The sequence below is a fragment of the Pseudomonas sp. FP2335 genome (genome assembly GCF_030687535.1).
In the GTDB taxonomy this organism is placed as follows: Bacteria; Pseudomonadota; Gammaproteobacteria; order Pseudomonadales; family Pseudomonadaceae; genus Aquipseudomonas.
Window position 1 is genome coordinate 4,743,205 of sequence record NZ_CP117437.1, and the last position, 25,593, is coordinate 4,768,797.

General features: G+C 61.1%; 25 protein-coding genes and 1 tRNA gene. 7 read left to right on the forward strand and 19 right to left on the reverse strand.

The features are described from left to right. Positions 1–243 precede the first annotated feature (243 nt). From gcvH to PSH81_RS21345, 6 genes are all read left to right on the forward strand, one after another. The gene (gene gcvH / locus PSH81_RS21320; RefSeq protein ID WP_192299416.1) at positions 244–627 is read left to right on the forward strand and encodes a glycine cleavage system protein GcvH; all 384 of its coding nucleotides are present in this window, start codon (positions 244–246) and stop codon (positions 625–627) included. Between the two features lie 10 nt (positions 628–637). Next, positions 638–3,478 carry an aminomethyl-transferring glycine dehydrogenase gene (gcvP, locus tag PSH81_RS21325; RefSeq protein ID WP_192299417.1) on the forward strand — a complete coding sequence of 947 codons (2,841 nt, stop codon included), beginning with the start codon at positions 638–640 and terminating at the stop codon, positions 3,476–3,478. Between the two features lie 161 nt (positions 3,479–3,639). Next, positions 3,640–5,016: an L-serine ammonia-lyase gene (locus PSH81_RS21330; protein ID WP_226456240.1), complete on the forward strand. Its 1,377-nt coding sequence runs from the start codon at positions 3,640–3,642 to the stop codon at positions 5,014–5,016. 39 nt (positions 5,017–5,055) lie between these two features. Continuing rightward, positions 5,056–6,180: a glycine cleavage system aminomethyltransferase GcvT gene (gene gcvT, locus PSH81_RS21335; protein ID WP_192299419.1), complete on the forward strand. Its 1,125-nt coding sequence runs from the start codon at positions 5,056–5,058 to the stop codon at positions 6,178–6,180. Between the two features lie 392 nt (positions 6,181–6,572). Beyond that, positions 6,573–6,791 carry a cold-shock protein gene (locus tag PSH81_RS21340; RefSeq protein ID WP_226456242.1) on the forward strand — a complete coding sequence of 73 codons (219 nt, stop codon included), beginning with the start codon at positions 6,573–6,575 and terminating at the stop codon, positions 6,789–6,791. 94 nt (positions 6,792–6,885) lie between these two features. After that, complete coding sequence (locus PSH81_RS21345) at positions 6,886–7,374, forward strand: RDD family protein (RefSeq protein ID WP_226456243.1); 489 nt, start codon at positions 6,886–6,888, stop codon at positions 7,372–7,374. 136 nt (positions 7,375–7,510) lie between these two features. On the opposite strand, the gene nadA is transcribed toward PSH81_RS21345, so the two are convergent. The 4 genes from nadA to PSH81_RS21365 all read right to left on the reverse strand — a co-directional run bounded on the left by nadA (position 7,511) and on the right by PSH81_RS21365 (position 13,074). Continuing rightward, complete coding sequence (gene nadA / locus PSH81_RS21350) at positions 7,511–8,569, reverse strand: quinolinate synthase NadA (RefSeq protein WP_032890946.1); 1,059 nt, start codon at positions 8,567–8,569, stop codon at positions 7,511–7,513. Between the two features lie 277 nt (positions 8,570–8,846). Continuing rightward, entirely contained in the window at positions 8,847–10,058 is a 1,212-nt protein-coding gene (locus PSH81_RS21355) for an MFS transporter (protein ID WP_226456244.1), read from the reverse strand. After that, complete coding sequence (locus PSH81_RS21360) at positions 10,055–11,086, reverse strand: methyltransferase (protein ID WP_305391441.1); 1,032 nt, start codon at positions 11,084–11,086, stop codon at positions 10,055–10,057. The genes PSH81_RS21355 and PSH81_RS21360 overlap by 4 nt, the downstream gene beginning before the upstream one ends. An 11-nt stretch (positions 11,087–11,097) precedes the next feature. Next, positions 11,098–13,074 carry a TonB-dependent receptor gene (locus PSH81_RS21365; RefSeq protein ID WP_305391442.1) on the reverse strand — a complete coding sequence of 659 codons (1,977 nt, stop codon included), beginning with the start codon at positions 13,072–13,074 and terminating at the stop codon, positions 11,098–11,100. A gap of 162 nt (positions 13,075–13,236) precedes the next feature. Between PSH81_RS21365 and PSH81_RS21370 the strand changes: the two genes are divergently transcribed. After that, positions 13,237–14,202, forward strand: a complete 966-nt coding sequence (locus tag PSH81_RS21370) for a helix-turn-helix domain-containing protein (protein ID WP_370694872.1) — start codon at positions 13,237–13,239, stop codon at positions 14,200–14,202. A 5-nt stretch (positions 14,203–14,207) separates the two neighbouring features. Here PSH81_RS21370 and PSH81_RS21375 read toward each other — a convergent pair whose 3' ends face one another. The 15 genes from PSH81_RS21375 to PSH81_RS21445 form a co-directional block, all read right to left on the reverse strand. After that, positions 14,208–15,077 carry a phosphotransferase gene (locus PSH81_RS21375; protein ID WP_226456248.1) on the reverse strand — a complete coding sequence of 290 codons (870 nt, stop codon included), beginning with the start codon at positions 15,075–15,077 and terminating at the stop codon, positions 14,208–14,210. 133 nt (positions 15,078–15,210) lie between these two features. Next, positions 15,211–15,286 (reverse strand) — tRNA-Lys (locus PSH81_RS21380). Positions 15,287–15,349: 63 nt separating this feature from the next. Continuing rightward, positions 15,350–16,039 carry a 7-cyano-7-deazaguanine synthase QueC gene (gene queC / locus PSH81_RS21385; protein WP_192299424.1) on the reverse strand — a complete coding sequence of 230 codons (690 nt, stop codon included), beginning with the start codon at positions 16,037–16,039 and terminating at the stop codon, positions 15,350–15,352. A 1-nt stretch (position 16,040) separates the two neighbouring features. After that, positions 16,041–16,688, reverse strand: a complete 648-nt coding sequence (gene queE, locus PSH81_RS21390; RefSeq protein ID WP_159955528.1) for a 7-carboxy-7-deazaguanine synthase QueE — start codon at positions 16,686–16,688, stop codon at positions 16,041–16,043. Between the two features lie 164 nt (positions 16,689–16,852). Then, a complete protein-coding gene (gene ybgF / locus PSH81_RS21395) occupies positions 16,853–17,686 on the reverse strand; it encodes a tol-pal system protein YbgF (protein ID WP_226456250.1) in 834 nt (277 codons plus the stop codon). A gap of 6 nt (positions 17,687–17,692) precedes the next feature. Further along, on the reverse strand, positions 17,693–18,193 hold the full coding sequence (gene pal / locus PSH81_RS21400; RefSeq protein ID WP_003209827.1) for a peptidoglycan-associated lipoprotein Pal: 501 nt from the start codon (positions 18,191–18,193) through the stop codon (positions 17,693–17,695). A 52-nt stretch (positions 18,194–18,245) separates the two neighbouring features. Next, positions 18,246–19,526 (reverse strand): Tol-Pal system beta propeller repeat protein TolB, encoded by a 1,281-nt coding sequence (tolB, locus tag PSH81_RS21405; RefSeq protein ID WP_192299426.1) that lies wholly within the window; start codon positions 19,524–19,526, stop codon positions 18,246–18,248. 17 nt (positions 19,527–19,543) lie between these two features. Further along, positions 19,544–20,617 (reverse strand): cell envelope integrity protein TolA, encoded by a 1,074-nt coding sequence (gene tolA / locus PSH81_RS21410; protein ID WP_017738026.1) that lies wholly within the window; start codon positions 20,615–20,617, stop codon positions 19,544–19,546. Next, a complete protein-coding gene (gene tolR, locus PSH81_RS21415; protein ID WP_161549410.1) occupies positions 20,617–21,069 on the reverse strand; it encodes a protein TolR in 453 nt (150 codons plus the stop codon). The genes tolA and tolR overlap by 1 nt, the downstream gene beginning before the upstream one ends. 23 nt (positions 21,070–21,092) lie before the next feature. After that, positions 21,093–21,788, reverse strand: coding sequence for a protein TolQ (gene tolQ, locus PSH81_RS21420; protein ID WP_010208111.1), 696 nt, complete (start codon positions 21,786–21,788; stop codon positions 21,093–21,095). A gap of 1 nt (position 21,789) precedes the next feature. Next, positions 21,790–22,245 carry a tol-pal system-associated acyl-CoA thioesterase gene (ybgC, locus tag PSH81_RS21425; protein ID WP_015885610.1) on the reverse strand — a complete coding sequence of 152 codons (456 nt, stop codon included), beginning with the start codon at positions 22,243–22,245 and terminating at the stop codon, positions 21,790–21,792. A 138-nt stretch (positions 22,246–22,383) separates the two neighbouring features. Then, on the reverse strand, positions 22,384–23,442 hold the full coding sequence (gene ruvB / locus PSH81_RS21430; protein ID WP_305391444.1) for a Holliday junction branch migration DNA helicase RuvB: 1,059 nt from the start codon (positions 23,440–23,442) through the stop codon (positions 22,384–22,386). Next, positions 23,443–24,054, reverse strand: a complete 612-nt coding sequence (gene ruvA, locus PSH81_RS21435) for a Holliday junction branch migration protein RuvA (RefSeq protein WP_003193868.1) — start codon at positions 24,052–24,054, stop codon at positions 23,443–23,445. It lies immediately after the preceding gene. 68 nt (positions 24,055–24,122) lie between these two features. After that, complete coding sequence (gene ruvC, locus PSH81_RS21440; protein WP_065908840.1) at positions 24,123–24,647, reverse strand: crossover junction endodeoxyribonuclease RuvC; 525 nt, start codon at positions 24,645–24,647, stop codon at positions 24,123–24,125. Positions 24,648–24,803: 156 nt separating this feature from the next. Beyond that, complete coding sequence (locus PSH81_RS21445) at positions 24,804–25,550, reverse strand: YebC/PmpR family DNA-binding transcriptional regulator (RefSeq protein WP_226456251.1); 747 nt, start codon at positions 25,548–25,550, stop codon at positions 24,804–24,806. Positions 25,551–25,593 lie beyond the last annotated feature (43 nt).

Genomic DNA, 25,593 nt, shown 5'->3' on the forward strand with positions numbered 1-25,593 from the left:
ACAGCGTAACGATTTCGCTACAACCCTGTTTTTTGCGTGCCATGCAAGGCTTTGATCCACATAGGCTTTTTTTAACCGGTCCAGCTGTATCGAAATCGCTACAGGTAAAATGCATAACGCTATAGCCAAATTTATTAAGTATTTGTTTTATAACGATTTAATAACCTTGGCCGCGTTCTTGCTAAGCAACTCCTCATTATTCCAATCCCGTCCACCAGACGATTCTGGCCCTGAGGAGTTTCCATGAGCGAGTTGCGTTTCACCGAAGATCACGAATGGCTGCGCGCCGAAGCTGACGGCAGCGTCACCGTGGGTATCACGGCTTTTGCGCAAAACGCGCTGGGTGACGTGGTTTTCGTGCAACTGCCGGAGTTGCAGGCCTACGAGCAAGGCGCCGAAGCGTCCACCGTGGAATCGGTCAAGGCCGCCAGCGGCGTGTACATGCCCCTGACCGGCGAAGTGCTGGAAGTGAACGACAAACTGAGCGACAGCCCGGAACTGGTCAACGAAGACCCGCTGGGCGAAGGCTGGTTCTTCCGCTTTAAACCGGCCGATGCCGACGCGGTAGCTAAACTGTTGGATCAGGACGCGTACGACCGCCTGATCAAAGCCAACGCCGAAGCTTGAGGAGCGCGCAATGACCGTTAACATCAGCACCGCCAACGAATTCATCGCCCGCCACATCGGCCCGCGCGCGCAAGACGAGCAACACATGCTCGCCAGCCTCGGTTTCGACTCCCTCGAAGCCCTGAGCGCCAGCGTGATCCCGGAAAGCATCAAGGGCACCAGCGTACTCGGCCTGGAAGACGGCCTGAGCGAAGCCGCGGCCCTGGCCAAGATCAAGGCCATCGCCGGCAAGAACCAACTGTTCAAGACCTACATCGGCCAGGGCTACTACAACTGCCACACGCCGGCGCCGATCCTGCGCAACCTCCTGGAAAACCCGGCCTGGTATACCGCCTACACGCCGTACCAGCCGGAAATCTCCCAAGGCCGCCTGGAAGCGCTGCTGAACTTCCAGACCCTGATCAGCGACCTTACCGGCCTGCCGATCGCCAACGCCTCCCTGCTGGACGAAGCCACCGCCGCTGCAGAAGCCATGACCTTCTGCAAGCGCCTGAGCAAGAACAAGGGCAGCAACGCCTTCTTCGCCTCGATCCACAGCCACCCGCAAACCCTCGACGTGCTGCGCACCCGTGCCGAGCCACTGGGCATCGACGTGGTGGTGGGCGACGAACGCGAACTGACCGATGTCAGCCCGTTCTTCGGCGCCCTGCTGCAATACCCGGCCAGCAATGGTGACGTGTTCGACTACCGCGCACTGACCGAGCGCTTCCACGCCGCCAACGCCCTGGTGGCCGTGGCCGCCGACCTGCTGGCCCTGACCCTGCTGGCCCCGCCGGGCGAGTTCGGTGCCGACGTGGCCATCGGCAGCGCACAACGCTTCGGCGTGCCGCTGGGCTTTGGTGGCCCGCACGCGGCGTACTTCTCCACCAAGGATGCGTTCAAGCGCGACATGCCCGGCCGCCTGGTCGGTGTGTCCGTCGACCGTTTCGGCAAGCCGGCCCTGCGCCTGGCCATGCAGACCCGCGAGCAACATATCCGCCGCGAGAAAGCCACGTCGAACATCTGCACCGCCCAGGTGCTGCTGGCCAACATCGCCAGCATGTACGCCGTGTACCACGGCCCCAAAGGCCTGACCCAGATTGCCCAGCGTGTGCACCAGCTGGCCGCGATCCTGGCCAACGGCCTGGCTACCCTGGGTTTCAAGGCCGAGCAGCAAAACTTCTTCGACACCCTCACCCTCAACACCGGCGCCCACACCGCTGCCCTGCATGACAAGGCCCGCGCCCAGCGCATCAACCTGCGTGTGGTAGACGCTGAGCGTCTTGGCGTTTCCGTGGATGAAACCACCACCCAGGCCGACATCGAAACCCTGTGGGCGATCTTCGCCGACGGCAAGGCCCTGCCGGACTTCAACGCCAGCGTCGACAGCACCCTGCCCGCCGCGCTGCTGCGTCAGTCGCCGGTGCTCAGCCACCCGGTGTTCAACCGCTATCACTCGGAAACCGAGCTGATGCGCTACCTGCGCAAACTGGCCGACAAGGACCTGGCGCTGGACCGCACCATGATCCCGCTGGGCTCGTGCACCATGAAGCTCAACGCCGCCAGCGAAATGATCCCGGTGACCTGGGCCGAGTTCGGCGCCCTGCACCCGTTCGCCCCGGCCGAGCAGAGCGCCGGCTACCTGGAGCTGACCTCCGACCTGGAAGCCATGCTCTGCGCGGCCACAGGTTACGACGCGATCTCCCTGCAACCGAACGCCGGTTCCCAGGGTGAGTACGCCGGCCTCCTGGCGATCCGCGCCTATCACCAGAGCCGTGGCGATGCGCGCCGCGACATCTGCCTGATCCCGTCGTCGGCCCACGGCACCAACCCGGCCACCGCCAACATGGCCGGCATGCGTGTGGTGGTGACCGCCTGCGATGCGCGCGGCAACGTCGACATCGAAGACCTGCGCGCCAAGGCCATCGAGCACCGCGATCAGCTCGCCGCAATGATGATCACCTACCCGTCCACCCACGGCGTGTTCGAAGAAGGTATCCGCGAAATCTGCGGGATCATCCACGACAACGGCGGCCAGGTGTACATCGACGGCGCCAACATGAACGCCATGGTCGGCCTGTGCGCACCGGGCAAGTTCGGCGGCGACGTGTCCCACCTGAACCTGCACAAGACCTTTTGCATTCCCCACGGCGGTGGCGGCCCGGGCGTCGGCCCGATTGGCGTCAAAGCGCACCTCACGCCGTTCCTGCCGGGCCACGCGGCCATGGAACGCAAGGAAGGCGCGGTGTGCGCGGCGCCGTTCGGCAGCGCGAGCATTTTGCCGATCACCTGGATGTACATCAGCATGATGGGCGGTGCGGGCCTCAAGCGCGCTTCGCAGCTGGCAATCCTGAATGCCAACTACATTTCCCGTCGCCTGGAAGAGCACTACCCGGTCCTCTACACCGGCAGCAACGGCCTGGTCGCCCACGAATGCATCCTGGATCTGCGCCCATTGAAAGACAGCAGCGGCATCAGCGTGGATGACGTGGCCAAGCGCCTGATCGACTTCGGTTTCCATGCGCCAACCATGTCGTTCCCGGTGGCCGGCACCTTGATGATCGAGCCGACCGAGAGCGAATCCAAGGAAGAACTGGACCGCTTCTGCAACGCCATGATCGCCATCCGCGAAGAAATCCGCGCAGTAGAAAACGGCACCCTGGACAAGGACGACAACCCACTGAAAAACGCCCCGCACACCGCCGCTGAACTGGTCGGTGAATGGACGCACCCGTACACCCGCGAGCAAGCGGTGTACCCGGTGCCATCGTTGATCGAAGGCAAGTACTGGCCGCCGGTTGGGCGCGTGGACAACGTGTTTGGTGATCGCAATCTGGTGTGCGCCTGCCCTTCCATCGAGAGCTACGCGTAACCTGAGGCTGTACTCGGTCAAAAATGTGGGAGCGGGCTTGCTCGCGAATGCGGTCTATCAGTTGATACAACTGTGATTGACCCACCGCTTTCGCGAGCAAGCCCGCTCCCACATTTAACCGAGTGGACCTTCAGAAAATAATAAGAAACCGGAGAACAACCATGTCTTTAAGCGTGTTCGACCTGTTCAAGATTGGCATCGGCCCCTCCAGCTCCCACACCGTCGGCCCGATGCGCGCCGCCGCTCGATTCGTCGAGGGGCTCAAGCGTGACAACCTGCTGAGCGCCACCACGTGCGTCAAGGTGGAACTCTACGGCTCGCTGGGCGCCACCGGCAAAGGCCACGGCAGCGACAAGGCCGTGTTGCTGGGCCTGGAAGGCGAACACCCGGACACCGTCAACACCGAAACCGTGGCCACGCGCCTGGCGCAGATGCGCAAGGACGGCCGCCTCAATCTGCTCGGCGAACACAGCATCGTGTTCAACGAGAAAGAACACCTGGCGATGATTCGCAAACCCCTCGCCTACCATCCCAACGGCATGATTTTTCGTGCCTTCGACGCCGCCCATATCCAGATCCGCAGCCGCGAGTACTACTCGGTCGGTGGTGGTTTTGTGGTGGATGAAGACGCGGCCGGCGCCGACCGTATCGTCGAAGACGCCACCCCGCTGACCTTTCCGTTCAAACACGGCAAGGACTTGCTACAGCATTGCACCACCTACGGGCTGTCCATCAGCCAGGTCATGCTGACCAACGAAAGTGCCTGGCGCCCCGAAGCCGAAACCCGCGCCGGGCTGCTGAAGATCTGGCAGGTGATGCAAGATTGTGTGGCTGCGGGCTGTCGCAACGAAGGCATCTTGCCCGGCGGTTTGAAGGTCAAGCGCCGCGCGGCGGGGTTGCATCGCCAGCTGTGCAAAAACCCGGAATCGGCACTGCGTGATCCGCTGTCGGTACTGGACTGGGTCAACCTCTACGCCCTGGCCGTCAACGAAGAAAACGCCAATGGCGGACGCGTCGTGACGGCGCCCACCAACGGTGCGGCCGGAATCGTGCCGGCGGTGCTGCATTACTACATGCGCTTTATCCCCGGCGCGAACGAAGACGGCGTGGTGCGCTTTCTGCTCACCGCGGCCGCCATCGGCATTCTGTACAAGGAAAACGCCTCGATTTCCGGCGCCGAAGTCGGCTGCCAGGGCGAAGTCGGCGTGGCCTGTTCAATGGCCGCCGGCGCCCTGTGTGAGGTGTTGGGCGGCACGGTTTCCCAGGTGGAAAACGCCGCCGAAATCGGCATGGAGCACAACCTCGGCCTGACCTGCGACCCGATTGGCGGGCTGGTGCAGGTGCCGTGCATCGAGCGCAATGCGATGGGCTCGGTGAAAGCCATCAATGCGGTACGCATGGCCTTGCGCGGCGACGGGCAGCACTTTGTGTCCCTCGATAAGGTCATCCGCACCATGCGCCAGACCGGCGCCGATATGAAAAGCAAATACAAGGAAACCGCCCGTGGCGGTTTGGCGGTCAACATTATCGAGTGCTGACGCCTCAAGGCGCGCCAGCACGTTTTTCAGGAGCTGAACATGTCCACCGAAACCCTGTTGAAAACCCCACTGCATGCCCTGCACATCGAACTCGGCGCGCGCATGGTGCCCTTTGCCGGCTACGACATGCCGGTGCAATACCCACTGGGCGTGATGAAGGAACACCTGCACACCCGTGAACAGGCCGGGTTGTTCGACGTGTCCCACATGGGCCAGATCCGCCTCACCGGCGCGAATGCCGCCAAGGCCCTGGAAACCCTGGTACCGGTCGACATCATCGACCTGCCGGTCGGCATGCAGCGCTACGCGATGTTCACCAACGAGCAGGGCGGCATCCTCGACGACCTGATGGTGGCCAACCTGGGTAACGACGAACTGTTCCTGGTGGTCAACGCGGCCTGCAAGGACCAGGACCTGGCGCACCTGCGCAAACACATTGGCGAACAATGCAGCATCGAACCGCTGTTCGAAGAACGCGCCCTGCTCGCCCTGCAAGGCCCGGCGGCGGTAAAGGTGCTGGCGCGCCTGGCGCCGGAAGTCACCAAGATGACCTTCATGCAGTTCGCCTCCCTGCGCCTGCTGGGCGTGGACTGCTATGTCAGCCGTTCGGGCTACACCGGTGAAGACGGTTTTGAAATCTCCGTACCCGCTGCCAGCGCCGAAAGCCTGGCCCGCAGCCTGCTGGCCGAGACCGAAGTCCAGCCCATCGGCCTGGGCGCCCGCGACTCCCTGCGCCTGGAAGCCGGCCTGTGCCTGTACGGCCACGACATGAACGCCGACACCACGCCGATCGAAGCCAGCCTGCTGTGGGCGATCTCCAAGGTCCGCCGGGCCGACGGCGCGCGTGCCGGTGGCTTCCCAGGTGCCGACCGCATCTTCACCCAACAGCAAGCCGGTGTGAGCCGCAAGCGAGTGGGCCTGCTGCCGCAAGAACGCACGCCGGTACGTGAAGGCGCAGAGATCGTCGACGAACACGGCACCGTGATCGGCAGCGTATGCAGCGGCGGTTTCGGTCCGACCCTCGGCGGCCCGCTCGCCATGGGTTACCTGGACAGCGCATTCATCGCGCTGGACACTGAAGTCTCTGCGTTGGTACGTGGGAAAAAGGTGCCACTTCGTGTAAGTAAAACGCCATTCGTCCCACAGCGTTACTATCGTGGCTGAGTAACTGTTCCTATAAGTAACGCGGTTGCGTTAATGCGCACTAATTTGTAACGCAACCGCCATAAAACAGTGCATTGACGATAGTCAATACATTAAGGAATAACCTATAACAAGTGATCAACTCTATCGAATAAGGCGAGTCCCGCGCAGCCACCAAAGTGTCATAAAACCGAGCAAACGCTGGGGTTTTGTCAGGGCTTGTATTTTACTTATTAGTTGGCGTAGAGTTTGCCCACTGTGTTTGCATGGGTCGCTTTGAACCTGGACCTGGGCAGTAGCTGAAGTAGTTGCGCTACAACCCGTTCGACGTCTTACTTTCCTGCAATCCAGTCCAGTACTCTTTCATGCGAAAGAGGCTGTCATTAATTTTTTAGCGTCAAGGAAATAAGAAAATGTCGGAGAGCAAACGTCAGAGCGGCACCGTCAAGTGGTTTAACGACGAAAAAGGGTTTGGTTTTATCACTCCAGAAAGCGGCCCGGATCTGTTCGTGCATTTCCGCGCTATTCAGGGCAACGGCTTCAAGAGCCTGAAAGAAGGCCAGAAAGTGACCTTCGTCTCGGTCCAGGGCCAAAAAGGCCTGCAAGCAGACGAAGTACAAGCAGAAGGCTGATCCTTCCTGCGACAAAAAGCCCCTGATATGACATCAGGGGCTTTTTTATGGGCGTTATTCCGTACTATGGCTTTTTTCTCCAGAGAGCCCTGCCATGTCCAAATCCCTGCTGAGCCCCCAGGGCGAATTTCCCGCCGTTGGCCTGGGCCGTCGTCTGGCAGCGATGTTCTATGACTTCCTGTTGTGCACCGCGCTGCTGATCGTCACCGCGTTTATCTACAAGCTGGTGTGGATGGCGTTTGTCGGCGAAGCCAAGATGCGCACCCTGACCGAATCCGGTGCGCTGGACGGCGATCCGTTGCTGTCGACGATTCTGTTTTTTGTGCTGTTTGGCTTCTTCGCCAAGTTCTGGACCCATTCCGGGCAGACCCTGGGCATGCAGGTGTGGGGCGTGCGCGTGCAGAACGCCGACGGCTCGCGGATCAGCCTGTGGCAGGCGCTGCTGCGGTTTGTGGTGTCGATTGCGTCGTGGCTGTGCGTGGGGCTGGGGTTTGTCTGGTCGCTGTTTGATAAGCAAAAGCGCAGCTGGCATGACATCTATTCGGACACGCAACTGGTGCGGATCCCCAAACAGAAGAAATAATCACAGCCTAGTGAAGATCCAAATGTGGGAGCGGGCTTGCTCGCGAAGGCGGTGTATCAGTCAATCAATATATCGACTGACACTCCGCCTTCGCGAGCAAGCCCGCTCCCACATTTTTGGCCGAGTTCGCCTCAGGTCAGGCGTTGCCGGCCAGTTTCAGGCGCGCCGCCTGGGTAAAGTCCAGCATGCGCTTGAGCGGCCTTACCGCATGCGGAATCACCGACGGCTCAACGAAGATCTCGTTGCTGCCCTCACGTAAGCACTGCAACGTGCGCTCCAGCGTGTTCATCGCCATCCACGGGCAATGCGCGCAACTGCGGCATGCCGCGCCGTTGCCGGCGGTGGGCGCTTCGACGAAGACCTTGTCCGGGCACAGCTGCTGCATCTTGTAGAAGATGCCGCGGTCGGTCGCCACGATAAACGTCTTGTTCGGCAAACGCTGGGCGGCGGCGATCAGTTGGCTGGTGGAACCCACCGCGTCGGCCAGTTCGATCACCGCCGTCGGCGATTCCGGGTGCACCAGGATCGCGGCGTCCGGGTACAGCGCCTTCATGTCCTCCAACTGCTTGGACTTGAACTCCTCATGGACGATGCATGCACCGTCCCACAGCAGCATGTCGGCACCGGTCTGGCGCTGGATGTAGGTACCCAGGTGCTTGTCCGGGCCCCAGATGATGGTCTCGCCGTTGTCCATCAGGCTCTCGACGATTTCCAGCGCGCAGCTGGACGTCACCACCCAATCGGCGCGGGCTTTGACCGCCGCCGAGGTGTTGGCGTAGACCACCACCGTGCGCTCGGGATGCTGGTCGCAAAACGCGGAAAACTCGTCCACCGGGCAGCCCAGATCCAGGGAGCACGTGGCTTCCAGGGTCGGCATGAGGATACGTTTTTCGGGGGTGAGGATCTTGGCGGTCTCGCCCATGAACCGCACGCCGGCAACCAGTACGGTCTTGGCCGGGTGGGCGGCGCCGAAGCGGGCCATTTCCAGGGAGTCGGAGACACAGCCGCCGGTTTCTTCGGCCAGGGCCTGAATCACCGGGTCGCAATAGAAGTGGGCAACCAGCACCGCGTCCTGGGCTTTGAGCTCGGCGGCAATGGCGGCACGCAGGCTCGCCTCTTCATCGGCGCTGAGGGCCTTGGGCTGCTTGGCGTCGAGGTGGGCTTGAACCAGTAGGCGTTCGGAAATTTGCGTCATGTTCGCAAGACCTGCAGGCGCAGTAGCGCGAAAGTCGAGTGTACCACCGGCTCTGGAGCCCATCGGGCGCCGCCGGACGAAGTGTTTTTGCTCATCAAGCACGGTTGAAACAGAAGCCGCGCAAGGCTACAGAATATCCAATCGATTCAAAAGCCCAATCTGGCGTTTGCACGTGCGTCTGTCGGGCAAAAAAAGGGAAGCCCCAGCAGCGGAGCTTCCCTTTTTTTGTCCCATGACGCGGCCCTCAGACCACCCGTGGATCAATCTCCGCCGCCCATCAAGGCGCGCCCGTACCAGCCGGAAAAGCCCGGGCCAGCAAGGCCACGCCGCACACCAGGGCCATCGCCAACGACAGGCCGGCGAGCATGCCGACATGGCCGCTGCGGTCGAGCAGCACCCCGGCGCCAATCGGCACCAGCATCCGCGTCAACACGAACAGGCTGGCCTGCAAGCCGTAGTCGGCGGCCTGGTGGTGCTCGCGGGAGAAAAACATCATCAGGGCGAAGACCAGGGTCGATACCGCGCCCATGGCCGTGGCCAGCAGGAACGCCGCGACCACCAGCCAGAGCATGTCGGCGTGCAGGCCGACGGCGGCAGTCAGTGCAAGTAACGAAATCAGCGCCCACAACATAAACAGCGGAATCGCCCGGCCCGGCCCGATGCGCTGGATCAGCCGGCTGCCGAGCAGGCTGGCCACGGCACCGACCACGCCACCGCCGACACCGGCGATCAGCGCGACGTTTGGCGCGAGCATGCCCTGGTCCAACAGCAGCGGTTTGAGGTACAGCCAGGCCGCGCCGACAAACGGGAAGCTGGTCAGCAGCACCCAGGTCCACAGGCGTGCACCGGGTTGGCGGAAGTAACCCGACCAGTCGGCCAGCGCCGGGCTGGCCGGCTTGCCATCGGCCGCTTGTACGTCGCCTTCACGCAGCCTGGCCAAGGGCAGCAGCGCCAGCAGCAGGCCGGCGGCCATCAACAGGAACGGCGCTTGCCAGCCCCAGCGGTTCTGCACCAGCAGCATCACGCCAGCGCCGACAATCGCCCCCAGAAACAGCGCCGCCGAGCGGATACCACCGGCGCGCGCCTGCTCGGCGTGCGGCAGCAACTTGATCGCCAGGGCGTTGACCGGGATGTCGGCCCAGGTCGCCAGCACGGAGGCGGCGAACGCCAGGCCGAACAGGTACAGCGGGTTGCCGCTGATCGACTGTTGGCTCGCCACCACCAGCAGCGCCGCCAGCAGCAGGCACAGCAACATCGCCCAGTTGCGGTAATGCCCGCGCTGGAAGCGATAGCGTTGCACGGGCAGCGCCAGCAAAAACTTGAACACCGCCGGCAGCCCGGCGAGCTGGAACAGGCCGATGTCGGTGCCCGACCAACCGTGTTCTCGCATCACCAGCGGCAGCCCGAGCAGCAGGTAGATGCTCGGCACCGCGAGCACAAAGCCGAGCCAGCCAAACAGCAATTGCAGGCGCCACAGGGAAGCGTTCATGAGGCGCTCCGTCGGGCCACCAGCACCGAGACCGGCGCCACGGCAAAGGCCACCTCGGGGTAGCTGTCGATGCTGCTGAAGCCGGCCTGTTGCAGGGCGGCGCTCAGGCCACCGGCCTCGGTGACGTGGCGGCCGAGCATCTGCATCGACAGGTAATACGGCATGACGCGCCTGGCATGTTCGGGGTCGGCAGGGATCTCGGCGTGGGCGCTGATCAGCACGCCGCCGGGGCGCAGGGCGGCGCGGATCTTGGCCAGGGTGGCAGGCAGGTCCGGGACGAAGTGCAGCACCGAAGAACACCAGATCACGTCGTAGCCGTCGCCAATCGGGTCGCTGGCAAGGTTGCCGCCGCGCACGCCGAGGCGTTGCTCCAGGCCGGCGCGCTGAATGTTGAGCGCCGCCACTTCGACGGTTTTTTCGAAGTCGAAGATCTCGCCGCTGAGCATCGGGTTGTCGCGCACCAGGGCGATCGCCACCAAACCCGGGCCGCCGCCGAGGTCGAGCAAGCGACGCGCCTGGGCGAACTCCGGGACCAGCGCCATCAGCCGCAGAGCCACATCGACGGTGACGGCGCGCTGCTCCTGGGCGATTTGCAGGCGGGCGGCGGCGGTCCAGTTGTCGATGGTGGTGGTCATGTCGGTGGGTTGGCTGTCGGGCTGGCCGGCGCGCACGTGTTCGCCCAGCTGGCTGCCGAACCGGCGCATGCCACGCAGGCGAAACGTCCAGGCGTCACCGCAGTAGTGCGGTGCGTCGCTGCGCAGGTAATCACTGGCTACCGCAGTGTTGCGGTACAGCGCAGGCTGGCGTTCGTCGCGCTCAAGCAGGTCCATGCTCCACAGGGCTTCGAGCCAGAAGCCGGTGTTTGTCGGGTCGAGTTCCAGTTGCCGGGCAATCAGGTGGGCCGAGGTGGGCACTTGCAACAGATCGAAGAGTTTCCATTCCAGCGCAATGCGCAGGGCGTCGGCGCGCACGGCGGCCAGGGTCAGGTGCCAGAAAGGTTGCAGGGCATGTGGGGTGGACAGGTTCATAGGTTTATCGCTCACAGTTCATAGCTGAGCCGAAGGCCGACTTCGCGGCCCGGGCTGTACACGCGGGTGGTGCCATTCAGGTAGCCGACGGCGTCGTAGCGCTTGTCCGCGGCGTTGTTCAGGTAGGCGCTGATGCCGTAGTGGCTGAAGTCGTAGCCGGCACTCAGGTCGATCAAGCCGTAGCCGCCACGGCTGTATTGATTGGCGGCGTCCAGGTAGGTCTTGCCGACGGCGCTGACGCCCCCTTGGGCGTACCAACCGGCAGGGGCGTCATAACGCAGGCTGAGGTGGCCGGTGAGGTCCGGCGCGTAGGGGTTGTGATTGCCCTTGTAGTCGTTGCTGCCTTCGCTGAACTGCTTGAAGCGCGTGCGGTTCAGGCCCGCGGAACTGACCACGCGCCAGTCGTCGGCGACCAGGTATTCGGCCTGCAACTCAAGCCCGCTGGAGCGCGCGGTGGCGGCGTTGGTGATGTACACCACGCCGGGCTGGATGATCTGTTGGACCTGCATGTCGCGCACGTCCACCAAGTACACCGCGGCCGAGTAGCGCAGGCGTTTGTCGGCCAGCCAGCCCTTGGCGCCGAGTTCGTAGGTTTTGACTTTTTCCGGATCGTAGCCGGGGTAGTTGGCGGCGCTGGAGAAGGCATTGAAACCACCGGCGCGGAAGCCTTCGGCGTAGCTGGCGTAGACGAAGGCGTCGGGCTGCCATTCGTATTGCAGCGCGGCCTTGGGCGTGAAGCGTTGCCAACTGGCGCTTTGGCGGCCGCCACTGGCGGGGTCGATGTGCACTTTGTCCTGCTCGGCACGGGCGCCGAGGGTGAGGGTCCAGCGTTCGGCCAGGGGCATCAGCCATTGGCCAAAGAGTGCGCGGGTGTTGCCGCCCAATTGGCTGTCAGTCTGGGTCAGGCGCAGCGGCAGTTTTTGCTGGTAGGACAGGTCGTGGTCGTCGCGGTCGGTGTAGGCGCCGAGTAGCCACTGGTTGTTGCGCCATTGGCCTTCGAGACGCAATTCCTGGGACAGGGTGTTGAAATGGTAGTCGCGGGCCAGGTGCAGTTGGTCCGCCGGCTGGAAATCGGTGTCTTGTTGCAGGCGGTCGTAGAAGTCATTGCGGGCGGTGATCGAGCGCAGCTTCAGGCCGGAGTCGAACTCGTGCGTCACATCCAGGGACACGCTGCGGCCGCTGGAGTGGTTCCAGCTTGGCGTGCCGGAGCGCACTTCGCGCCGCGCCGAAGTGGCGGTGCCCCACTGTGAGCCGCCGTCACGGTAATCCTGGCGGCTGTAGCGCAGGTTGACATCAGTGGCCAGGCTGGGTGTCCAGCGCAGCACCATACGCGCACTGTGGCGATCGCGGTCATCGGCCTGGCCGCCTTTATAGGCGTTATCGATAAACCCGTCCTGCTCGCGCCACTGGCCGGAGACGCCGGCATACAAGGTGCCGGGCACCAGGGCAGTGCTGGCGTCGACGCTCATGGTGCGCAGGTCGCGACTGCCGGTGCCGGCTTCAAGGCGCGCGTAAGGTGTATCGCCAGGCTGGCGGGTGTGGATGCTCAACACGCCGGCTTCGGCGTTGCGACCGTACAGGGTGGATTGCGGGCCGCGCAGGATTTCGATGCGTTCGACGCCCAGCAGGGTGTGGTCGAAGCCCTGCCCCATCAGGGTCGGCACGCCGTCCACGAGCATCAGCATCGAGGACGAAAACGCCGTCGCACCCGAACTCAGGCCGCGCACCACCGGCAGATTGGTGCCGGACTGGCCGAACGGCTGGAAGGTGAAGCCCGCAGTGGTGCGGGCCAGGCGTTCCAGATCATCGATATTGCCCTTGCGCAGCTCTTCGCCGGAGATCACCGAGAGGCTGGCCGGGACCTCTTCCTGTTCCTGCTCGATCTTGTTGGCCGTGACCTTGACCGGCGCCAGTTCAGTCTGTGCAACGGCAACGCTTGCGCTACCCAGCCAACACACCAGTACGCCCCTGAAAACAGCTGTGCTCACCCGCATTCCCCTTCAATGAATCGCCCCATGGCCGCGTCTTGGCGATGGCAGTTGATGGGGAAACATGCTACGCATTAATGCGAATACTTATCATGTAAGTCCGTATGGATTTCGGATCAATCCATATGCGAATCGGAGCCAAATCTAGGGAGGGCGTTAAACGTGTCGGCTTTACAGAGGATTTCCCAGTCGTATCGAGTTGCGTCAACGCACTCGCGGCAGGTCAGTACGCAAGCCTGCGGCTGGATGCGCCAACAGTTGCCGGAAGAACTGGGCGAGTGTTATTCGGAACGCCTGACCTTCGACGACGACCTGATGGTGGTGCGTTCGCGCTATCGCCCGACGCGCAACCTGATTGAAGAAACCGTCAGCCCGCACAACCGCCACATGTTGGTGATTACTTTCGGTATGCAGGGTGATTCCGGCTACAAGGGCGCCGATGGCGCGGCGGTGTCGTTCAGGGCGGGCTTTACCACGATCACTTCGTTCCAGCTCAGTCTCGGCGAACGCTGCTATAAGGCCGGTGCAACGGTGTCGCAACTGCGCCTGTTGATTGGCGAGAGCATGCTCAACAAATACATCGGCGAGCAGCGCACCCAGCAGATCCTCGGCAACGGCAATGTGCGCCAACTGGCATTCCAGAAGACCTCGGCCGCCAGCGCCAGCCATGCCAGCGCCCTGACCCGCTACCTCAGCCACGGCGTGACCGGCACCCTGGACATGCACATTCACACCCTGAGCCTGCTCTGCGAACAGCTCAAGCTGCTGAGCCCCGACGCGCTCTCGCAAAGCCTGAAATTCAGCGCGACCGACATCGAGAAACTCGAGCGCGCGCGCGACATCATGATCGAGCAGATGGACCAGCCGCTGACCATCCCCTATCTCTGCGCGGCGGTCGGGCTCAACGAGTTCAAGCTCAAGGAAGGTTTGCACTACCGCTTCAACTCCACTGCGCACCGCATGCTCAACGAGATCCGCATGCGCAAGGCCTACACCTTGCTGGAAAGTGGCTGTCAGGTGGCCCAGGCGGCTTATCAGGTGGGGTACAAATTTCCGAATAACTTCAGCGCAGCGTTTACGCGGTTTTTTGGCAAACCGCCCAAGTCGGTGTTTGGCAAACGGCGCTGAGCCCGTCAAGGGTGCGTGGCGGGAGCCTGTTTGAAGGCGGCCTGGGCCTTGGGGTTGGTCAGGATGCTGTAGCGCGTGGTGCGCGAGACTTTCCGGGTAAGGAAGCGTTCGAATACGGGGTCGAAGATGGACCGTTGTAGATTCGGCTGCTCGTCCTCCAGGTAACGCTCACAGAGCGCACGATAGGCTTCGAGGCTGACGAAGCGCTTGATCCAGAAGTGATAGAAGTACCCCATGGAGAAACCCAGGCTGAAGTCATGATCGATAACCGAATGCGCGCAGCACTCAAAATCGATTAGGCGCAGTTGACCGTCCGGCGCGATCAAAATGTTCTTGGGGTGGGGGTCCATGTGCACAAACCCTTCGGCGAGCATCTGCGCAAACAGTCGAAACACCTGTGGCAGTAGTGCAGCGGCCTGTTCAGGTTGCGCGACAAGACGATCATCCACACTGCAATGATCATCAAAAAAGCCCACCAGCAGGTACTCCTCTTTCAGGAACGGAAAGCGCGCTTTATAGCCGAACCCGGCGACGCGCGGCACGCTGGCTGACTTGGTGGACACCACGGACAGGTTGATGAACTCGTTGGTCAGGTCATGCAGGCCAAATGCACGTTTTAGCCCCAGGTAGTTCTGCAGCTGTTTTTTCCAGTGCTCAAGCTTATTGTGCTTCAACACCCACCGGCGCTCGCCCTCCAGCAGGAACACCCCGCGCGTGGCCTCGGGTATGTCGAGGGTGGTGTGTTGTTCCGGTGCGGCGAGGAAGCGTTGGACCAGCGTGGAGAGTTCAGGCTGATAGCGGGGGTCGAAATAGAAGATTAGGTCGCCGAGGGGCGTGGTTTGGAATGCGCGGGTCATGCGGTTTAGGTGACGCATTGAGCCTTCCTCACATGGGCTATCGGCTTTGGCTAAATCGTCCAGCTACGCAGGCTTACCTAAATCGCAAGCAAAAAAAAACCCGGAAATCCTCACTTGCGTGGGCCTTCCGGATTTTCTAAACCGCCAAAAATGGTGGGTCGTGTGGGATTCGAACCTACGACCAATTGGTTAAAAGCCAACTGCTCTACCAACTGAGCTAACGACCCGCTGTGTGGTGGCGCGTATAATACTGATTTCTAAGGATTATTCAACACCTTATTTTAAAAAAATCAGAAATAACGCGTTGGGTCAGTAATTCCGGCTGCTTGGAAGCCTTCTGCACGCAGTCGGCAGCTGTCGCATTTCCCACAAGCACGGCCGTCATCGTCTGCCTGGTAGCAGGAAACTGTCAGCGAATAATCGACGCCAAGTCCTACGCCAGCCTTGACGATGTCGGCTTTGCTGAGGTTTTGCAGCGGCGCCAGGATGCGGAAGCCCTGCCCTTCTACACCGGCTTTGGTCGCCAGGTTGGCCATGCGTTCGAACGACTCGACGAACTCTGGGCGGCAGTCCGGGTAACCGGAGTAGTCCACCGCGTTGACGCCGATAAAGATGTCGCGGGCGTTGAGCACTTCAGCCCAGCCCAGGGCCAGGGACAGGAAGACGGTGTTGCGGGCCGGTACGTAAGTGACCGGGATGCCTTCGCCGGGTGTTTCCGGTACGTCGATGCTGCTGTCAGTGAGCGCCGAGCCGCCGATGCCATTGAGGTTCAAGCCGATCACCTTGTGCTCGACCACGCCCATGTCGCGGGCGACGCGGGCGGCAGCGTTCAGTTCGGCGCGATGACGCTGGCCGTAGTCGAAGCTCATGGTGTAGCAGCTGTAGCCTTGCGCCTGCGCCATCGCGACCACGGTAGCGGAGTCGAGGCCGCCGGACAGGAGAATCACGGCGCGTTTTTGATCGTTGGTGTGCTCAGTCATGTCAGCGTCCTGGCTCGTCGTTCCAAAGGTATTTGTGCAACTGTAATTGCAGGCGCACCGGTAGATTGTCCGCCACCACCCAATCGGCGAGGTCGCGTGCGTTCAGGTCGTGGTGGCTTGGAGAGAACAGCACCTCGCCCGCGCGACGGTCCAGGCCATACTGGATCAGCTTGGAGTTCGCCCAATCGTAATCATCACGGGAACAGATAACGAACTTGACCTGATCGTTGGCCGTCAGCAAGTCGATGTTCTCGTAGCGGTTGCGGTGCGACTCCTTGGAGTCCGGGGTCTTGAGGTCGACTACCCGGCTTACCCGCGGGTCGACCGCGGAAATATCCAGGGCGCCGCTGGTTTCCAGGGACACCTCGTAACCGGCATCGCACAACTGCTTGAGCAAAGGGATGGCATTGGGTTGCGCCAACGGCTCACCCCCCGTCACGCAGACGTAGCGCGGCCGGTAACCGGCAACCTGTTCGAGGATGTCGTCGAGGGTGCGCACGGTGCCACCACTGAAGGCGTAGGCGCTGTCGCAGTATTGGCAGCGCAACGGGCAACCGGTCAGGCGCACAAAGACTGTGGGCAGGCCAGCGGTGCGCGTTTCACCCTGCAAAGAGTAAAAAACTTCGGTGATACGTAATGTGTCTTGCATAGTCGCCACGGGCGTAACAGCTAAACAGGCTGTCCGCCTCCGTCAGGCACTTCATGAGACCCCGCCAACGCGTAGACCCCAAGAAGCGTGTTTCATAAAAGGGCGTGGATTCTAACGAAAAAACCCGCGCCAGGCGCGGGTTTCTTCTGAACGGGCTGCTTTGCCTACAAGCGTTGCAGATCCCGCTGGGCCAACTGGGCAGCGGAAGTCCCCGGATACTGGGCAACCACTTGCTGCAGAATGCCTTTGACCTTGTCGGTATGACCCAGGCGGCGTTCTACGTCAGCGAGTTTGTACAGCGAATCCGGCACCTTGGCATGCTTGGGATAGAGCTGGCTGACCTTGGCAAATGCCTGGCCTGCGCCCTGCAAGTCACCCTTGGCCAGGTTCACCTCGCCCAACCAGTATTGGGCGTTACCCGCGTACTGGCTGTTTGGGTATTTGCGCAGGAAAGCGCTGAATGCCTGGCTGGCCTTATCGAAATCCTTGGCTTTGATCAGGTCGAAGGCCGCATCGTAATACAGCTTTTCCTTCGCCGGATCACCCGGTTCGCTGCTCGCGGCAGGGGCTTGGCTGGCAGCCGCCCCCGCTGCTGCACCACCGATGGCAGCACTAGGTGCACCACCGGCGGAAGAATTATCAGGAGTTGCGGCAGGTGTAACACCGGCTCCAATGCGTCGATCAAGATCCTGGTAACGTTCCAGGCCTTCTTGCTTCAGCTGGCGCACTTCGTTCTGCAGAATTTCAATGGTGCCTTGTTGCTGCGCCAATTGATCCTGCATACGTTGCAGCTGGTTGAACAGTTCGCCCTGTGCCGAGGGAGCGGACGTAGCCGCTCCCCCCGCATAGGCGCCGTTCGTGCCATAACCTGCTGGCGGATAACTGCTCCCGCTATTGTTATAGCCAGAGTTGCTATCTTCCACAGGAACCGCAGCCCACACCGCAAGCGGTGCGAAGCTGAGAGCCAATACAGTCAGAGCACGACGGCACGTTCGCATGACGAATTACTTACGCAGTTCGACGCGACGGTTTTGAGCCCAGGACTGCTCGTCGTGGCCAGTAGCAACTGGACGCTCTTTACCGTAGGAAACCAGTTCCAGTTGGCCTGGAGCAACACCTTGCAGTACCAGGTAGCGCTGAACGGCTTTCGCACGACGCTCGCCCAGTGCCATGTTGTACTCACGAGTACCACGTTCGTCGGTGTTACCTTCCAGAACAACGCGAGCGCCGTTAGCTTTCAAGTCCTTCGCGTGAACGTCCAGAGCGCGCATGGCTTCTGGTTTCAGGTCCGAACTGTCGTATTCGAAGTAGAAAGTGGTGATAGCGCGCAGAGCAGCTTCTTCGCTCAGGGAGCCGTCAACTGCACCAGTGTTAGCGCCGTAACCAGCGTTTGGATCAACAGCTGCGCCTTCACCGGCATTGTCGCCGCCTTTAGACGAGCAACCAACGGCTACGGACAGAGCCAGAGCCAGAGCAGCAAACTTACCAAACTTCAGCATTTCCATCGTGAAACTCCTAATGAACCCCAGTGTGTTAAGCAAATCTTGTAGCGCCGCGTCAGTTCAGGTAAGGGGACCAGGATGGTTCTCTGACTTCGCCTTGAGCGGTAGGAAGTGGGAGCCTTACGCGTCCATTAATGGACACGAGCATCAAGACTCCCCGGCCCTGCTGGCGGGTGGCGTAGATTACCATGGTGCCGTTGGGCGCAACAGTGGCTGACTCATCAAGGTTGGTATCTGTGAGGATTTTTACGGTTCCGCGCTGCAAATCCTGGGCCGCAACCCGGAAATTAGTGAAACCATCCTGACGGTGAATCATCACCAACGTCTTTTCATCAGCCGAAAGTTTAGGGTTGGCGTTGTAGTTGCCGATAAAAGTCACGCGTTCCGCGCCACCGCCACCAACACTCGCCTTGTAGATTTGTGGTTTGCCGCCACGGTCGGAGGTGAAGAAGATGGTCGAGCCATCCTTACCCCAGAACGGTTCGGTGTTGATACCCGGGCCGCTGGTCACGCGAGTAATCGCACGCGAAGCCATGTTCATCACGTAGATGTCCGGGTTGCCGTCCTTGGACAGCACGAACGCCAGGCGCGAACCATCCGGCGACCAGGCTGGCGCACCGTTGAGGCCTTCGAAGTTGGTGATCTGCTCACGACGACCAGTATCGATGTGCTGGACGAAGATACGCGGACGCTTCTGTTCAAAGGACACGTAGGCAATACGCTTGCCGTCCGGCGCAAAACGCGGCGACAGGATGGGCTCACGCGACTGCAGCAAGGTCACTGCACGAGCACCGTCGTAGTCCGAACGCTGCAAGGTGTAGCGGGTGTTGTCTACCGAGAAACGCTCAGCCGTTACATAAAGCAGACGCGTCGAGAAAGCACCTTTGATGCCGGTGAGCTTTTCAAACGACTGGTCCGAGATGTAGTGGGCCATGTCGCGGATTTGCTCGGCTGTGCCCGACACGCTGCCGGTCAGGACCTGCTGCTCGGTGGCAACGTTGAACAAGGTGTAGGTGATTTGCAGGCGACCGCCGGCCGGCGTGATATTACCGACCATCAGGTACTGCGCGCCCACGGCTTTCCAGTCACGGAACACGACTTCGCTGGCCTGGTTCGGCTGGCTGATCATGTTGCCTTTCGGAATCGGCGCGTAGTAGCCGGAGTTGCGCAGGTCGTCGCTGACGATCTGGGCCATGTCGTCCGGCAGCACGCTGCCGCCCTGCCAGCCGAACGGTACTACCGCGATCGGGGTGGCCCGATCGCTACCGCTGGTGACCAGGATGTTCTTTTCATCCGCCGCCGCTATCCCTGCCATACAGCAAATAACGACAAGCATTCCTCGAAGAAGGTTTCTCACAAGGCTAGATCCTCAGGTGTGAATGTCATCTTGAATGAACGATAGGGAGCGAAGTCGCTTGGTTTCATTCCCTGCATCTCGGTCAACCGGCCAATGTTCTTGACCGCTGCAACCGCCGAACTGTCGAACGAACCATCGCCACTGGACTTGGCCACGCTGACCGAAGTCACCGTACCGTCCGGCAACATGCCGATCTGCAGCACTACTGTCATGCCTTTGCGTGCCGAAGGTGGACGTGTCCAACCTTCCGCTGCCCGTGCCCGAATCAGGTCGTCGAAACTGCCCGCGACTTCGTCACCACGTTCATCGGCCAAGGCTTGCTGACGCTGCGGCGTGTCGGAAAGCAAATCTGCCAGGGCCTGGGCCTTTTTCTCTTCGGCGGATTTACGTGCTGCTTCCTGGGCCTTTTTCTTGGTGGCATCGGCGGCAGCTTTCTTCTTCGCGTCGTCGGCGACTTTTTTCTTCGCCTCGTCTGCTTCAGCTTTTTTCTTGGCGTCTTCGGCGGCTTTCTTCTTCGCGTCTTCGACTATTTTCTTCTTGGCTTCTTCAGCGGCCTTTTTCTTGGCCTCTTCTTCGGCAGCTTTCTTGGCTTCTTCTTCAGATTTCTTCTTGGCTATATCAGCCAATTGTTTCTCTTCGGCTTTTTTAGCTTCGGCAGCCTTCTCGGCTTTTTTGGCTTCATCAGCCTTTTTCGCCTCGTCGGCCTTCTTCGCTTCGTCAGCCTTTTTCGATTCCTCGGCCTTTTGAGCCGCCTCTTCTTTCTTTTGTTCCGCAGCAGCCTTCACCGCTTCCTGCTCGACCTTCTTCTGTTCCATCTGTTCGACTTCAGTCTGGCGCGCAGCCGACTTCTGGGCCTCACCTGCAATCTTCTGATTGGTCTGGGTGGTGGCCTGGCTTTTCGATTTCAGCTGATACAGGGTCGCCTGCACGATCGGCTTGGCTGGCGGCAGGTCCGGGGTCATGGCAAAGCTGACGAACAGCATGCCAAACACCAGGACGTGCAGGGCAATTGCCCAGACGCTAGGCCAGAAGTAGCTTTCCGAGGCGGACGGCTCTCGCTGTTGCTGCATCAGGGCGCCTCGGTAATCAAGCCAACGTTACCGACGCCGGCCTTCTGCAGCCCGCCCATGGCACCCATGACGGAACCGTAGTCGACTGCCTTGTCACCCCGGATGAACACCTGGGTGTGCTTGCCGCCTTCGTTGCCGGCGCGAATGATCTTGGTCACCGCATCGGTCATCGCCGGCAAGGTCATGGCCTTGTCCTGTTGCTTCTGAGTGTCGACTTCGCTGCCAAGGTTCCAGTAATAGGTCTTATCGGACTTGATCGAAATGGTCAGCACCTGCGTGTTGTTGTCCTGGGGCAAGGCTTCGCTGGAAACCTTGGGCAGGTCAACCTTCACACCCTGGTTGAGCATCGGCGCGGTCACCATGAAGATCACCAGCAGCACCAGCATCACGTCGATGTAAGGCACTACGTTCATCTCGGCGACCGGCTTGCGCTTGGTTCGAGCTCGAGTGATTAAAGCCATCGGGAGGTACCTGCTTATTCTTCGCTGGTGTGCACTTTACGGTGCAGGATCGCCTGGAATTCATCGGCGAAGGTGTAGTAACGGCCAATCAGGTTTTCGCCGCGAGCGGCAAAACGGTTGTAGGCGATGACTGCCGGGATCGCAGCGAACAGGCCGATCGCAGTAGCGATCAAGGCTTCGGCGATACCCGGGGCCACGGTGGCCAGGGTCGCTTGCTGAGCCTGGGCCAGGCCACGGAAGGAGTTCATGATGCCCCACACGGTACCGAACAGACCGATGTACGGGCTCACGGAACCCACGGTGGCGAGGAACGGCAGGCTCTGCTCCAGTTTCTCTTCTTCGCGGGAGATGGCGACGCGCATGGCACGGGCCACGCCTTCCATCACCGCTTCCGGGTCGACGCCTGGCTGCTGGCGCAGACGGGAGAATTCCTTGAAGCCGGCGCGGAAGATCTGCTCGACGCCCGAATCCGGGTCCGGGTTGCTGCCCGCCTGGCGGTACAGCTTGGACAGGTCGATACCCGACCAGAAGCGCTCTTCAAAGCTCTCCAGGGCACGTCGACCGGCACGCAGCAGGTTGCTGCGCTGAAAAATCATGACCCAAGAGGTAACCGATGCGGCTACCAGGGTCAGCATCACCAGTTGAACCACGACACTGGCATTGCTGACCAGGCTCCACATGGAGGAATGGTCGACGACGGTAGGTTCCACGCTAAATCTCCTGCTTTGATTGTTTACCCGCGCCGCTTACGTCGGCAAAGGCCGCACGTAGAGCTTCGGGAATGGCCCGGGGTTTCAAACTATTGGTGCGCACACAGGCCACCAGGAACTGCCCCTCACAGAGCAGCGTTGCATCCGTTGCCCGCCTGACCTGCTGTTTGAAGCGCAGGCTGACACGGTTCAATTCGATTACTTCAGCGCTGACCAGCAGTTCGTCGTCGAGCCGCGCCGGCGCGTGATAGCGCGCCTCGCTGGAATGCACGACAAACAACAGGTCCTCCCCTGCCAGCTGGGATTGGGCAAAGCCCAGCTCCCGCAGCCGCTCGGTGCGAGCCCGCTCCATGAACTTGAGATAGTTGACGTAATACACGATGCCGCCCGCATCGGTGTCCTCGTAATAAACGCGACAGCGATGTGCGAACGACTGATCCCCGTTTTGCGCGCGCATACTCTAGTGCTTACTCCTCAGGTTGCCAATTGGCTGGGCAACTGTTTTTTCATTCTATGAAACATTTCTAACGACTGAATGACGACACCAGCCACTAGGACAGCACAAACCTCAGATAAATCGACTGGCGTGACCTTTTTAATCGTCCACTGCATCAAGGAATTCGTCTACCACGGGCATCTCACCCAATCGTGACGGAATGTTTAGCCCGAAGTGCAGATAGGCGTGGCGTGTCACCACGCGCCCCCGCGGCGTGCGCATGATATAGCCCTGCTGGATCAGGTAAGGCTCCAGCACATCCTCGATGGTATGGCGTTCTTCACTGATGGCAGCCGCCAGGCTGTCGACGCCCACTGGGCCGCCGTCGAACTTCTCGATCATGGTCAAGAGTAGACGTCGGTCCTGGTGATCGAAGCCGTGCTCGTCCACATCCAGCAGGTTCAAGGCCAGGTCGGCGACGGCCTTGGTGATATGCCCCTTGGCCCGCACTTCGGCGAAGTCACGCACGCGACGCAGCAGACGGTTGGCGATTCGTGGCGTACCGCGGGCACGACGGGCGATTTCAAACGCACCTTCCGGGTCCAGGGGCAAGCCGAGAATGCCCGCCGAACGGCTGACGATGGTCGCCAGGTCTGCAGTGCTATAGAACTCTAGACGTTGAACAATGCCGAAACGGTCTCGCAACGGGTTGGTCAGCATGCCCGCGCGAGTGGTGGCGCCGACCAGGGTGAAGGGTGGCAGGTCGAGCTTGATCGAGCGGGCCGCCGGGCCTTCGCCGATCATGATGTCGAGCTGGAAATCCTCCATCGCCGGGTACAGCACTTCCTCGACGATGGGTGACAGACGATGAATCTCGTCGATAAACAGCACGTCGTGGGGCTCAAGATTGGTCAACAACGCCGCCAGATCACCCGGACGCTCCAGCACGGGGCCGGACGTGGACTTGATCGACACGCCCATTTCCTGGGCAATGATGTTGGCCAGCGTGGTTTTACCCAGGCCCGGCGGGCCAAAGATCAGCGTGTGGTCCAAGGACTCACTGCGCCCGCGCGCAGCCTGGATGAACAGCTCCATCTGCTCGCGCACGGAGGGCTGGCCGATGTAGTCGGCCAGGCTCAACGGGCGGATGGCGCGGTCCTGGACTTCTTCACGGTCACGCGGACCGGTGGCCGCAATCAGACGATCAGCTTCAATCACTTAAATCATTCCCTTCAGGGCGCGGCGGATCATGTCTTCGGCACTCAGGTTCTTGTCCTTGATGGCCGACACGGCCTTGCTGGCTTCCTGGGGCTTGTAGCCCAGGGAAATCAGCGCGTTGACAGCATCGCTCTCGGCGCTGGCGACCTGGGCCGCCGGCATATCCGGCTGGTTCGGCACCAGGGCGAACATGCTTGGCACGACTTCCCAGGCCTTGAAGCGGTCCTTGAGTTCGACCAGCAAGCGCTCGGCGGTCTTCTTGCCAACCCCCGGCACCTTGGTCAGCGCCGACGTGTCCTGGGCCGAGACGGCGCGCACCAGCTCATCCACTTCCAGGCTCGACATCAACGCCAGCGCCAGTTTCGGCCCGACACCATTGAGGCGAATCAGCTCGCGGAAGAAATCACGGTCGCGCTTGCCAATGAAACCATAGAGCAATTGCGCATCTTCGCGCACCACCAGGTGGGTGTGCAGCGTAATCGGCTCGCCGACCGACGGCAGGCGATACAGGGTGGTCATGGGCACTTCCAGCTCATACCCCAACCCGTTTACATCCAGAATCAGGTGCGGCGGCTGTTTTTCAGCCAGGGTGCCGCGCAAGCGTCCAATCACGGTTCAAATCCTTAAAGCTTGAGGTCAGATAAAAGGCCTGACCGGGAAAAACGATTGCGCTGATGCTATCAGAGACGCAGCCGCCCGCCACGACTGCGTGCAGTACCCAGGCCGTGAGGCAACAGGCTGGAACGGGTGTGCGCGTGGCAAATGGCGATGGCCAGTGCGTCGGAGGCGTCGATTTGTGGCTTCGCGGTGAGCTTGAGCATGTGCATGACCATCATCTGCACTTGTTCCTTGTTCGCCGCGCCGGTGCCGACCACGGCCTGCTTGACCTGGGTCGCGGTGTATTCGGCGATCTCCATGCCCTCCTCGGCACCTGCGACGATGGCAGCGCCACGGGCCTGGCCGAGCTTAAGCGCCGAATCGGCGTTTTTGGCCATGAACACCTTTTCGATGCCCATGGTCACCGGACCATAGGTCTGGATCACTTCACGCACGCCGCGATAAACAATCTGCAGGCGCTCGGCCAGCTCGCCCGCCCCGGTGCGGATACAGCCCGAGGCGACATAGATGCAGCCACGCGGGGTCTGTTGCACCACGCCAAAACCGGTGATGCGCGAACCGGGGTCGATACCTAGGATTAAAGTCATAACGCCTGCGGTTTGGGTAAAACAATTTTGATACAAAGGAGATCCAATGTGGGAGCGGGCTTGCCCGCGAAGACGGTGGATCAGTCAACATTTTCAGCGACTGGTACACCGCATTCGCGGGCAAGCCCGCTCCCACATTTTGATCGACGTCATACCTCAGACTAGCTGTGCAGCCACATCCTCCGGGATGTCGGCGTTGGAATAGACGTTCTGCACATCATCCAGGTCTTCGAGCATATCCAGCAGCTTCAGCACTTTTTGTGCGCCATCCAGGTCCAGTTCGGCGCTGGTGGTCGGCAGCATCACGATTTCCGCGTCGGTACCTTTGAAACCGGCGGTTTCCAGGGCGTTACGCACGGCGTAGAAACTGGCAAACGAGGTGAACACGTCGATAGAACCATCGTCGTTGGTGACCACGTCGTCGGCATCCGCTTCCATCGCCGCTTCCATCAGCGCGTCTTCATCCGTACCCGGCGCGAACGTGATCTGCCCTTTACGCTCGAACAGGTAAGCCACTGAACCATCGGTGCCCAGGTTGCCGCCGCACTTGCTGAACGCATGGCGCACGGCCGCCGCAGTGCGGTTGCGGTTGTCGGTCATGCACTCGACCATCACCGCCACGCCGCCCGGGCCGTAGCCTTCGTAGGTCAGCTCGACCATGTCGTCGGTATCGGCAGCGCCGGCACCACGGGCCACGGCGCGGTCGATAATGTCGCGGCTCATGTTGGCGCCGAGGGCCTTGTCCAGCGCGAGGCGCAGGCGCGGGTTGGAGCCCGGGTCACCACCGCCCTGGCGGGCAGCGACAGTCAGCTCGCGAATCCACTTGGTGAAAATCTTGCCTTTCTTGGCATCCTGACGCTCTTTGCGGTGCTTGATGTTCGCCCACTTGGAATGGCCAGCCATAACACAACTCCGAAATTCTGTAGAAACCTTGTCAACCCTGCCC